This window comes from Bacillota bacterium (genome assembly GCA_023511455.1).
Classification (GTDB): domain Bacteria; phylum Armatimonadota; class HRBIN16; order HRBIN16; family HRBIN16; genus HRBIN16.
Genome location: JAIMBJ010000058.1, coordinates 1 through 10,742 on the forward strand (window position 1 = coordinate 1; position 10,742 = coordinate 10,742).

General features: G+C 60.8%; 12 protein-coding genes. 5 read left to right on the forward strand and 7 right to left on the reverse strand.

Annotated features, from left to right (window positions below; translation table 11 throughout):
• The 5 genes from K6U75_16850 to rpsF form a co-directional block, all read right to left on the reverse strand.
• The coding region (locus tag K6U75_16850) for a type VI secretion system ATPase TssH (protein ID MCL6476702.1) at nucleotides 1–566 on the reverse strand (566 nt) is incomplete at its 3' end.
• Nucleotides 567–745: 179 nt separating this feature from the next.
• Nucleotides 746–1,891: a bifunctional phosphoglucose/phosphomannose isomerase gene (locus K6U75_16855; GenBank protein ID MCL6476703.1), complete on the reverse strand. Its 1,146-nt coding sequence runs from the start codon at nucleotides 1,889–1,891 to the stop codon at nucleotides 746–748.
• Nucleotides 1,892–2,097: 206 nt separating this feature from the next.
• A complete protein-coding gene (rpsR, locus tag K6U75_16860; protein ID MCL6476704.1) occupies nucleotides 2,098–2,328 on the reverse strand; it encodes a 30S ribosomal protein S18 in 231 nt (76 codons plus the stop codon).
• A gap of 12 nt (nucleotides 2,329–2,340) precedes the next feature.
• A complete protein-coding gene (locus K6U75_16865; protein MCL6476705.1) occupies nucleotides 2,341–2,853 on the reverse strand; it encodes a single-stranded DNA-binding protein in 513 nt (170 codons plus the stop codon).
• Between the two features lie 33 nt (nucleotides 2,854–2,886).
• Nucleotides 2,887–3,387 carry a 30S ribosomal protein S6 gene (gene rpsF, locus K6U75_16870; protein ID MCL6476706.1) on the reverse strand — a complete coding sequence of 167 codons (501 nt, stop codon included), beginning with the start codon at nucleotides 3,385–3,387 and terminating at the stop codon, nucleotides 2,887–2,889.
• Between the two features lie 194 nt (nucleotides 3,388–3,581).
• On the opposite strand from rpsF, the gene K6U75_16875 reads away from it, so the two are divergent.
• From K6U75_16875 to K6U75_16890, 4 genes are read left to right on the forward strand one after another with little or no spacing between them, the layout of a single operon-like run.
• Nucleotides 3,582–4,391 (forward strand): S-methyl-5'-thioadenosine phosphorylase, encoded by an 810-nt coding sequence (locus K6U75_16875; GenBank protein MCL6476707.1) that lies wholly within the window; start codon nucleotides 3,582–3,584, stop codon nucleotides 4,389–4,391.
• A gap of 1 nt (nucleotide 4,392) precedes the next feature.
• A complete protein-coding gene (gene mtnA, locus K6U75_16880; protein ID MCL6476708.1) occupies nucleotides 4,393–5,439 on the forward strand; it encodes an S-methyl-5-thioribose-1-phosphate isomerase in 1,047 nt (348 codons plus the stop codon).
• Nucleotides 5,440–5,442: 3 nt separating this feature from the next.
• Nucleotides 5,443–5,967, forward strand: a complete 525-nt coding sequence (locus K6U75_16885; GenBank protein MCL6476709.1) for an adenine phosphoribosyltransferase — start codon at nucleotides 5,443–5,445, stop codon at nucleotides 5,965–5,967.
• A complete protein-coding gene (locus tag K6U75_16890; GenBank protein ID MCL6476710.1) occupies nucleotides 5,939–7,285 on the forward strand; it encodes an NCS2 family permease in 1,347 nt (448 codons plus the stop codon). Before K6U75_16885 ends, K6U75_16890 begins: the two co-directional genes overlap by 29 nt.
• 321 nt (nucleotides 7,286–7,606) lie before the next feature.
• Here K6U75_16890 and K6U75_16895 read toward each other — a convergent pair whose 3' ends face one another.
• Both K6U75_16895 and rfbB read right to left on the reverse strand, forming a co-directional pair.
• Nucleotides 7,607–8,914, reverse strand: a complete 1,308-nt coding sequence (locus tag K6U75_16895; GenBank protein ID MCL6476711.1) for a nucleotide sugar dehydrogenase — start codon at nucleotides 8,912–8,914, stop codon at nucleotides 7,607–7,609.
• A 15-nt stretch (nucleotides 8,915–8,929) separates the two neighbouring features.
• Nucleotides 8,930–9,958 carry a dTDP-glucose 4,6-dehydratase gene (rfbB, locus tag K6U75_16900; GenBank protein ID MCL6476712.1) on the reverse strand — a complete coding sequence of 343 codons (1,029 nt, stop codon included), beginning with the start codon at nucleotides 9,956–9,958 and terminating at the stop codon, nucleotides 8,930–8,932.
• Nucleotides 9,959–10,348: 390 nt separating this feature from the next.
• On the opposite strand from rfbB, the gene K6U75_16905 reads away from it, so the two are divergent.
• Complete coding sequence (locus K6U75_16905) at nucleotides 10,349–10,564, forward strand: hypothetical protein (GenBank protein ID MCL6476713.1); 216 nt, start codon at nucleotides 10,349–10,351, stop codon at nucleotides 10,562–10,564.
• Nucleotides 10,565–10,742: the final 178 nt, after the last annotated feature.

Below are 10,742 nucleotides of genomic sequence, written 5' to 3' on the forward strand. Positions count from 1 at the left end.
CGGATCTCCTCATCGCGCCCGATGACGGGGTCGAGTTTGCCCTTGCGGGCGAGGTCGGTCAGGTCGCGCCCGTAGCGCTCCAGCGCCTGATACTTCTCCTCCGGGTTCTGGTCGGTGACGCGATGCCCGCCGCGAATCTCCATCAGCGCGTGGTACAGGTTATCGGGCGTCACGCCCATCTGCTTGAGCAGGCGACCGGCGGGTCCCTGCGTGTCCTCTACCAGCGCCATCAGCAGGTGCTCGGTGCTGACGTACTCGTCCTTGAGCCGCTCCGCCTCCTCGAAGGCTTTATCCATCACCTGCTTGAAGCGCGGGGTGATGTACGAAGCCACCGACGCGCCGTGTACCTGCGGCAGTTTGCTCAGCTCCGCCTCCACGTAGCGGCGCAGCATGGGCAGCTGCACACCCAGCTTCTGCAGCACCGTCGGTACGGTGCTCTCGCTCTGGTCGATAAGTGCCAGCAGTAGATGCTCGGCATCGATATTCTGATGATTCATGCGCTCGGCGATGCTCTGTGCATTCTGCACCGCCTCCTGAGCGCGGATGGTCAATCTATCCAGTCGCATGGTTGCGAACCTCCTGTATTGTTCAGAGTATTGATTGCGTTTTTATTATACCACTTGATAATAGTAATATCAAGTGCTTTGCGGAGAATATCTGAAAGTGGGAACACTCTGGCAGAGGAAGTGCTGGAAAGGAGAAAGACAAAGGGCAGACTTGGTGTCTGCCCTTTACTGGTGAATGTCTAACCTATCGCCTGAAGTTCCTTCTGCAGCACTTCGGTATAGGTGGGGTCGTCTTCGTCGATCTTTTCCAGCACCGCTTTCAACAGGTTAATGTAGCTGATGTCGGTGGGGTTCACGCCGTACAGCAGCGCCAGGTAGCAACTGACCCAGTCGCCCAGATAGATGGCGTGCAACATGCGCGCCAGCAGGCTCTGCCCCTCGGCGAAGACCTCGTGTACGTCTGCCGCGCGGGCGAACAGTCGCCTGGTGGTCTCCACTCGTGCCACGATTTTGGGTCGTTCCATCTGGTCGCGCAACAGCACCACCGCCAGATTGGGAACCTGTTGCTTCGCCAGCACCCATCCCAGGATTTCGTTATGGTTCATTTCGGGATAGCCGTTGGAGTAGGCGTGAATCTTGGTGTTCTCGTTCAGCTGCGTTTTCCAGCGGAAGGCAACGACGGTGGAGTATGCCTGGGAGCCGTAGACGATGGGAAGTTTCCCGTACAGTTTGGCAGCGAGCTGCTTGGCGGGATTTTTCTCGAAGGGCACATCAGCGTTCCACTGTTCGCGCGCCTTTTCCAGCAGCGCGATGGCGTTCTGCAGGTCGCCGGTGGGGTCACGGCGGATAACGCCCACCTTGTGCGCTGCCATCAGCATGGGGATAAACAGGTAGCCCATCGCGCTGCGCGGAGGCTGTCCCTTGGGGATGAACGCCACCGGTGTGCCGTAATGGGCGGCACGCTGAGCCAGTTCGCCTCCGCTGGTGACGCACGCCAGCAGCGCGCCCCTGTCCTGCGCGTCCTCAAACGCGCTCAGCGTTTCCTCGGTGTTGCCGGAATAGCTGGCGGCAATCACAAAGGTGCGGTCGTTCACGAAGGCGGGCATCTGATAGTCCCTGTTCACCACCAGAGGAACCTCGCCGTTATCTTCCACCAGCACGCGCAACAGGTCACCCCCTACCGCCGAGCCACCCAAGCCCGTTACCACCACGTTCTGGATGGGCAGGCGCGGCGTGGGGGGATTGAACTGCATCGCGATATCCAGAGCCTTTCGGCACTGTTCGGGGAACTCGTGAGTCAGGGGGATCATGTTCTGCGCGTCCAGCGCGGCACGACGCGCCGCATCGTCCAGCACGCTGGTGTCTACCGCCATTCGGTCAGACATTACCTGATTTCCTCCTCCGTAAAAGTATAGAGGGACACGTTCCGCCGTGCCCTCATCGCCTGTCAAGCCGTTATCTTCTAGTGGTTATGCTCCGTCGCGATCGCAGCCTGCGTCCACAGGAGCAGGAAGGACCGGACGGAGCCTTGTTCCTTCGACCCTCAGGAGCCAGCGCAGGAGTTACGCTTTCTGCGTCGCCCCAAAGGCGTTTACTCTGCCACAAAGGGCAGCAGAGCCAGGTGTCGCGCTCGCTTGATGGCCTTCGCCAGCTGGCGCTGGTGTTTGGCGCAGTTACCGCTGGTGCGCCGCGCGATAATCTTGCCTCTGTCGGTGACGTAACGGCGCAGGCGCGGCACGTTTTTATAGTCAATGTAGGCGATTTTCTCTACGCAGAAGCCGCATACCTTGCGGCGTCTCCGATAGCGCGGTTTACTGGTCATCATTTCCTCCATTTATTCCTCTTCGGTGTCCGCAAACGGGTCGTAGTCGTCAAACTCTTCCTCTTCCGGGAACTCTTCGTCACCCAGGAAGGGGTCGCTCACATCTTCCGGTACCGTCTGCACGGGCGGTGTAGAGGCTCTGGGCGTTGCGGTCACCGCACTGACAGGGGGTGGCGGGGTCTCATCGATAACAGCTTCGGCTTCACGAGCGCGCTCCAGCCCGGCAAGGCGGTCAACCACAATCTCGTAGGAGCGTCGCCGCTCACCTTGAGGCGATACCCAGTCACGCACCTGCAAGCGTCCTTCCGCCAGAATCAGACGCCCTTTTTTCAGGTAGTTGATGGCGAACTCTGCCTGCTGTCGCCACGCCACCAGGTCAATGAAATCGGTCTCTCGCTCACCTGTCTCGCGGTTCCGAGGTCGGTCTACTGCCAGACGCATCCGCGCCAGAGTGACGCCCTCCGGTGTGGAACGGTACTCCGGGTCCCGGACGAGTCGCCCGATAAGGATAACGCGGTTGTACATGGTACATTCCCCTTCCTGAGCGCGAAGTGGTGTTTAAGCCTGTTCTTGCTCGGTACTGGCTGTTTCCTCGTCCTCTGCAGCGATTTCCTCATCGCCCTTTTGCTCGGGCGCAGGCTCCGTCTGCGGGGACTCCACTGCCTCGGCGGCGGCTTCCTGCGCCACCTCCTCCTGGTCGCCCGCTTCCGCTGCTTCTTGCGGAGCCTCTTCAGGTACCTCCTCGGCTGGGGGAACGGTCAGCACCAGGTGCGGTTTATCGTGACGGATGATGAGATGGCGAATCACCTCATCACTGATTCGGAACAGCCTGTCCAGCTCCGCGGGAACCTGCGGGTCGGCGCGGAAATACATCAGCACGTAGGTGGCTTCCTGCACCTTGTTGATGGGATACGCCAGACGACGGCGGTCCCACTTACCGGAGTGTTCGATAACGCCTCCTGCGTTCTCCACTACCTGATTGTAGCGAGCGATAATCTCCGCCGCTCGCTCGTCGTCCACGCTGGGGTGGACGAGGTACATGGCTTCGTAAAACGGCACTGTCTTGTTTCCTCCCTCTGGACTGATTTGACTCCACCTCTACCGGGTGGAGCAGGAAGGGTGCTTTTAAGCCTCACGTTATTATACTATTGCGGGTGTGGAGTTTGCAAGGGTGAGGTCACTTCATCGGTTGCAAAACCGATAACCTCTCGCTATAATGAGCTGCGGTATCACGACGGATTGAGGGCAAAACAATGACCAAACCACAGGCGGATATCGGTGTGTTTGGCGGTTCAGGATTCTACCGCTTTCTGGAAAACGTTCAAGAGATAAAGATAGAGACCCCTTACGGGGCACCCAGTGACCACATCGCGCTGGCAGAGGTGGATGGCAAGCGGGTCGCCTTTCTGCCCCGGCATGGGCGACACCATAGCATTCCCCCGCACAAGATTAACTTCCGCGCCAACCTGTGGGCGATGAAAGAGCTGGGGGTCACGCGCATCATCAGCCCCTTTGCGGCGGGAAGCCTGCAGGCACACATCCACCCCGGCGACTTCGTGGTGGTGGACCAGTATGTCGACCGCACGCACGGACGGGCGGATACCTTCTACGAAGGGCCCATTGTCACGCACGTCTCGCCCGCCGACCCCTACTGCCCCACCCTGCGCCAGATAGCCATCGACGTCATTCGGGAACAGGGCATTACCTGCCACGAGCGCGGCACGGTGGTGGTCATCCAGGGACCGCGCTTTTCCACCAAAGCGGAGAGCCAGTGGTATACCTCCATGGGGTGGGAGGTCATCAGTATGACCCAGTACCCCGAGGCGTATCTGGCACGCGAGCTGGCGATGTGCGTGGTGGGCATCTCACTCATCACGGACTACGACAGCGGGCTGGTGATGGGCGGGCAGGTTCCGCCCGTCACCACCAAAGAGGTGCTGGAGGTGTTCCAGCGCAACTCAGAGCGCATCAAAAACGTGGTGCTGGAAATGATTAAACGCATTCCTGCGGAGCGCGACTGCCCCTGCCCGCACGTGCTGGACCACGCCCGCATCGAGGTGTAACATGGAGATTCGCCCTGTGCGCTGGGAAAACGACGTGCTGGTGCTGATAGACCAGACTCAACTGCCGCACCGCTATGTGGAGGTGCGCTACACGGACTGGCGAGCCGTGGCAGAGGCAATCCGGCAGATGGTGGTGCGGGGTGCGCCAGCCATCGGAGCGGCGGCAGCTTGCGGGCTGGTGCTGGCGGCGGAGTCCATCCCGGAACAGGAGATGCCCGCTTTCCGCCAGCAGTGGCTGGCTTCGTCCGATGTTTTCGCTGCGACCCGTCCCACGGCGGTGAACCTGTTCTGGGCGATTGAACGCATGAAGCGGGTTCTGCACACCTGCCGGTCGCCGGAGGAGGCGCGTCGTCGTCTGCGCGAGGAGAGCGAGCGCATTCTGGAAGAGGACATCCGCGCCAACCGGGCTCTCGGACAACACGGGCAAACGCTCATCCCCGACGGCGCGCGCATCCTGACGCATTGCAACGCGGGCGCGCTGGCAACAGTGGGCTACGGCACGGCATTGGGCGTGATTCGGGCAGCGGTAGAGGCAGGCAAGAAGGTGCAGGTGTACGCCGACGAGACGCGCCCACGCCTGCAGGGGATGCAACTCACCGCATGGGAGCTGGTGCAGGAGGACATCCCTGTCACGGTGATTACCGACAACATGGCAGGGATGCTGATGCGCAGGGGCGAAATCGACGTGGTGGTGGTTGGGGCAGACCGAATCGCCGCCAACGGCGATGTGGCAAACAAGGTGGGCACCTACAGCGTGGCGGTGCTGGCAAGGCATCACGGCATTCCGTTCTACGTCGCTGCGCCCACTTCGACGATAGACCTGTCGGTGGCGGACGGTTCGGGCATCCCGATTGAGGAGCGGTCGCCGGAAGAGGTCACACACATCGCGGGTTACCGCGTCGCGCCCGAAGGAGTACGCGTGATCAACCCCGCATTTGATGTCACACCGGCGGAGCTGGTCACTGCGATTGTCACCGAGGTGGGCATCGCGCGACCGCCCTATACGGTTTCGCTGGCTGAGATGGTTCCAGGCACGGGGGAGGGTTAAACGATGGCAGAACTGCTGGCAGAGAAACTCATCCGCAACATCCCCGACTTTCCGCAGCCGGGGGTGCTGTTCCGCGACATCACACCGGTATTGCAGAACCCGCAGGCACTGCGCGAAGTGGTGGAGAAGATGACGGAATACGCCCGCAACCGCCAGCCCGACGTGATTGTGGGCATCGAGTCGCGCGGGTTCGTGTTCGGCATACCGATTGCGCTGGAGCTGGGCGTGGGGTTCGTGCCGGTGCGCAAGCTGGGGAAGCTGCCTTACAAAAAGATTGTGGAAGAGTATGCGCTGGAGTACGGCACCAACGCCATGGAAATGCACGTAGACGCGGTGCAACCGGGGCAGCGCGTGGTGATTGTGGACGACCTGCTGGCAACAGGAGGCACTGCAGCGGCAGCAGCCAGACTGGTGGAACGACTGGGCGGCATTGTGGCGGGCTTTGATTTCCTCATCGAGCTGGAGTTCCTGAAGGGACGGAAGATGCTGCATGGCTACGATGTCTTCACCCTCATCCGTTTCCCATAGCGTGCTGGACCGTTTGTTTGCCCTGCAGGAACGCGGCACCAGCATCGAGCGCGAGGTCATCGCCGGGCTGGCCACGTTCATGACGATGGCTTACATCATCTTTGTGAACCCGCAGGTGCTGAAAAGCGCGGGGATGCCGGTGGAAGCGGTGGCGGCGGCGACCTGTATCGCGGCAGCAGTGCCCACCCTGTTGATGGGCTTGTGGGCAAACTATCCCTTTGCGCTCGCCAGCGGCATGGGGCTGAACGCGGCACTCGCCATGCACGCCATGCAACCGGGCATGGACTGGCAAACGATGATGGGCGTCATCGTGGTGGAAGGGGCTATCGTGACCGTGCTGGTGCTGACGCGCGTGCGCGAGCAGGTGATGCAGGCAATCCCCATGAACCTCAAACGCGCCATCGGCGTGGGCATCGGCATCTTTATCGCCTTTCTGGGATTGCAACACGCGGGACTGGTGCAGAAAGGTCCCGAAGGCGTCGCCCTTACGCATGGTGTGTTCACCGACAAAGGCACGCTGGTCTCCGTTCTCGGCGTGGTGTTGATGATGCTGTTGCTGGCGTTTCGGGTGCGCGGGGCGATTTTGCTGGGTATTCTGGCTACGACGGCGGTCGCGTGGGTTGCTGACGCCCTGTTCCCCGACGTGCGGCGTTTGACCACCATGCCCGAGCGATGGCTGGCGATGCCGGACTTCTCCACCTTCGGACAGGCGAATATCCGCGGCGCGTTGCAGCCCGCGCTGGTCGGCGTCATCTTCGCTTTTCTCATCACCGACTTCTTCGACACCATGGGCACGGTCATCGGCATCGGCGGGCAGGCAGGCTTTCTGGACGAGCGCGGCAACCTGCCCCGCCTGAACCGCGTGCTGCTGACCGACTCGCTGGCAGCGGTCTGGGGTGGGTTATGCGGTGCAAGCTCGGTAACCACCTATATCGAAAGCGCCGCGGGAATCAGCGAAGGAGGACGAACGGGGCTGACCTCCGTGGTGGTGGGCGTGCTGTTCCTGTTGAGCCTGCTGTTTGCCCCGCTGGTGGGCGCAGTACCCGGCGTGGCTACGGCTCCCGCACTCATCATCGTGGGCTATCTAATGATGGCTGTGGTTCGGGGGATGGATTTCGAGACGCCGGAATACGGCATCCCCGCCTTCCTGACCATGCTGCTCATCCCACTGACGCAGAGCATTTCCTTCGGAATCGGCGTGGGATTCATCTCCTACGTCGTGGTCATGCTCCTGCGCGGCAGAGAGCGTGAGGTATCCCCGTGGATGTACGGCATCGCCGTGCTGTTCGTCATCAGCTTCTTGTGGGGAGCGTTGTAACCTGACATCTCGCTCTGCGGAAGCTGCCCGCCCAACTGCATCACGCAGTTTGAAGCCTGCGGCTACACGACGTTTTGTGACCCCTCTCCCGCAGCGTCGGGAGCGGTAAGCGATAACCTGTATAACGTCTTCGGGGTGTTGCGCCATCAGCAGGGCAGTGCACAGACGCTGTGGAGGTGGAGGGCATGCCATCAGCCGCCAGTAACCTTTCGCCCAACATGAAGCTCTGCGCGCAGTGGCAAAAATGCGAAGCACAGCGCCAGATAGGAACGGGCATGGGGCGAGAGCAGAATCTCTCGCCCCTGTCGGCAAACGTAGATCCTACAGCCTCCAGATATGCGGTGCGGGGAACGCCTTCAGCGCGTTGCGCGTGTCCACAATGAGCGGAGCGTTTTCAGCAATCATCGCCCAATCGTAACTGCTGTGATCGGCTACTACTACCACACAATCTGCCTGCCGCAATCGCTCCGGGCTGAGCGTGTCGCTCTGCAGATGCAGGTCGACGTGGTCGTGCACGTGCAAGGCGGGGATGTAGGGGTCGTGGTAGCTCACCTTCGCGCCGCGCTGGTGCAGAATCTCGATAATCTTCAGCGCAGGCGATTCGCGCAGGTCTGCCACATCCCGCTTGTAGGTCACGCCCAGGATCAGGATGTCCGAGCCGTTGACGCTCTTGCGCACCGAGTTGAGCGCGTCGTTCACCCGCGAGCAGACGTAGTAGGGCATGCTGTCGTTGATGGTCGCCGACAGCTCCACGAACTTGACGTGAAAATCGTAATGGCGCGCCTTCCACGCCAGATAGTAGGGGTCTACCGGGATGCAGTGCCCTCCCAAACCGGGTCCGGGATAGAAGGTCATGAAGCCGTAGGGCTTGGTGGACGCCGCGTCGATCACCTCCCACACGTTCAGCCCCATGCGGTTGCACAGCAGAGCGAGCTCGTTTACCAGCGCGATGTTCACGCTGCGGAAGACGTTCTCGTAGATTTTGGTCATCTCCGCTGCGGTGGGAGACGAGACGGGAACCAGCTGGTCGATAAACGCGCTGTAGAACTCGACTGCCAGCTGCGTGCACTGCTCGGTCAGCCCGCCCACCACCTTGGGCACCTGGCGCAGCTTGAAGCGTTTGTTGCCGGGGTCGATGCGTTCCGGTGAGAACACCAGCGCGAAGTCGATGCCTGCCCGCAACCCGGTGGCTTCCAAACGCGGCTTGACCAGCTCGACGGTGGTGCCCGGGTAAGTAGTGCTTTCCACAATGATGAGCTGCTCGGCGCGCAGGGCGCGGGCGATGGAATCGGTGGCGGCTTCCACCGCGCTCATGTCCGGCTCTTTGGCGCGGTTGATGGGCGTGGGCACACAGATAAGCACCACATCGCACTCGCGCAGGCGCACAAAGTCCATCGTGGCGATGAACTTGCCGCTCTCGATTGCCAGCTTCCACTCGTCGGGTTCTACATCCTCGATGTAACGTTCGCCCGCGGCAATGGCGTCGATCTTGCGTTTATCGATATCGAAACCGATAACAGGATAACCTGCCACAGCGGCACCGACCGCCATCGGCAGCCCGACGTAGCCCAGACCAATGACGCCCACCTTAGCCGTACGAGACTGTATCCGTTGCCGAAGCTGTTGCATGACCGAAAACCTCCCTCATTCCTGCGCGGGACTTTCTCCCCCACGCTGCGCGTACCACTGCGTGGCAAACTGCTGATACTCCTTTTTCTGCTTGATTTCCTGCCACCAGTCGCGGTGCGTGCGGTACCAATCAATCGTATGACGCAAGCCCTTGTCAAAGTCCCAGCGTGGCGACCACCCCAGCGCACGCAGCTTCGCCGTATCCACCGCATAACGCCGGTCGTGCCCCGGACGGTCCGCGACCTGCTGGATGAGCGACTGTGGCTTGCCCAGTATCTCTACTATCTTTTCGGCAACCAAGCGGTTTTTCAACAGGTTGCCCGCGCCGATATTATACGCCTCACCCGCCCTGCCGTGATGCAGCACCACATCGATTCCCGCGCAGTGGTCCTCGACATAAATCCAGTCGCGCACTTGAGAGCCGTCGCCATACAGCGGCAGGGGACGGTCTTCCAGCGCGTTGGTGATGAACAGCGGCATCATCTTCTCCGGATACTGGTTGGGTCCGTAGGTGTTAGAACCCCGCGTGACCACCACGTCTATTCCGTACGTGTGGTAATATGCCTGAGCGAGCAGGTCTGCCGCCGCCTTGCTGGCGGAATATGGACTGCGGGGGCGCATGGGTGCATCCTCACTGGCGAAACCCTCCAGCACCTCGCCGTACACCTCGTCCGTCGATACCTGCAGGAACCGCTTGCCCCCGAACTCGCGGCATGCCTCCAGCAGCACATATACGCCATACACATCCGTCTGCAGGAAGCTGCCTGGGTTCAGGATGGAGCGGTCGACGTGAGTCTCCGCGGCAAAGTTGACTATCCACTCGTGATTGCGCACCAGATTGCGCACAACCACTGCGTCGCGCACATCGCCGTGATAGAACGCGAAGTTCGGACTGCTCATCAGGTCGGCGATGTTGGACAGGTTGCCCGCATAGGTGAGCGCATCCAGCACCGTCACCCGATAGTCCGGATGTTTCGTGAGGAGATAGCGGCAGAAATGACTGCCGATAAAGCCCGCGCCACCCGTTACCAGTACTCGTCGCATGGTCGTCCTTCACATTTTTGTGCCATGTGATGCGTGCTTAGGATAACACACCACGCAGGTAGAGTGCAAGGGCACCATCGGTTCACCTAACCCCTCAGCCCCCTTCCCTACGCGGGAAGAGGGAACAAGACGCCCCTCTCCCGCAGCGTCGGGAGAGGGACAGGGGGTGAGGGCAAAACACCACCTCCGCCAGAAGATTTTTTCAAAAATTTCCCGCCGACCCCCGCAAAAATGCCTTGACAAATCCAACACAAACTTGATAGATTGACTGCAGTAGAGCATCTTTGCAGAAGGTGGCGTCTGGAAGTTCCTGAAGACTTTCAAAACCTTCACCATCTGACGCATCGTGGCACATACACGGTTGACGGCGCGGGCAGGCTGAACCAGGTGGTGGACGCGGCGACTAACACCACCGAGAACTACGTCTGGAACGCGGACGGCACGTTGGCGAGTTTTCCGGGGCCGGGTTACACGCGGCTGCTGGAGTATGAGAGGACGGCAGGCTGGTTCGGATTCGTCGGGACTACGGCGGGGGCAACGTGCAGCTGGCGTATGAGTATGGGTATGGTTTTGACGGCGGTCGCCGTTGGCGCAAGGACTACGTGAACGGGGTGTGGACGCGGTATCCGTGTGGCGTGGCGTGCGGAGCGGGCAAGTTGGTGGAGCAGCAGAACCCGCTGGAGGGTGACAGTTGGGGGCGAGTGCGCTGTATTTGCAGGGCATCTCGCCGGTGCAGCGAAACAATGAGTGGCATCACTTTGACCCGTTGGGCACGGCGCAGGTG

What these genes read in the sequence shown, in the direction of transcription:
- rfbB (MCL6476712.1), bottom strand. Translation starts at nt 9,958, where the DNA reads ATGCGACGAGTACTGGTAACGGGTGGCGCGGGCTTTATCGGCAGTCAT.
- K6U75_16865 (MCL6476705.1), bottom strand. Translation starts at nt 2,853, where the DNA reads ATGTACAACCGCGTTATCCTTATCGGGCGACTCGTCCGGGACCCGGAG.
- K6U75_16890 (MCL6476710.1), top strand. Translation starts at nt 5,939, where the DNA reads ATGTCTTCACCCTCATCCGTTTCCCATAGCGTGCTGGACCGTTTGTTT.
- K6U75_16855 (MCL6476703.1), bottom strand. Translation starts at nt 1,891, where the DNA reads ATGTCTGACCGAATGGCGGTAGACACCAGCGTGCTGGACGATGCGGCG.
- mtnA (MCL6476708.1), top strand. Translation starts at nt 4,393, where the DNA reads ATGGAGATTCGCCCTGTGCGCTGGGAAAACGACGTGCTGGTGCTGATA.
- rpsR (MCL6476704.1), bottom strand. Translation starts at nt 2,328, where the DNA reads ATGACCAGTAAACCGCGCTATCGGAGACGCCGCAAGGTATGCGGCTTC.
- K6U75_16895 (MCL6476711.1), bottom strand. Translation starts at nt 8,914, where the DNA reads ATGCAACAGCTTCGGCAACGGATACAGTCTCGTACGGCTAAGGTGGGC.
- K6U75_16875 (MCL6476707.1), top strand. Translation starts at nt 3,582, where the DNA reads ATGACCAAACCACAGGCGGATATCGGTGTGTTTGGCGGTTCAGGATTC.
- K6U75_16885 (MCL6476709.1), top strand. Translation starts at nt 5,443, where the DNA reads ATGGCAGAACTGCTGGCAGAGAAACTCATCCGCAACATCCCCGACTTT.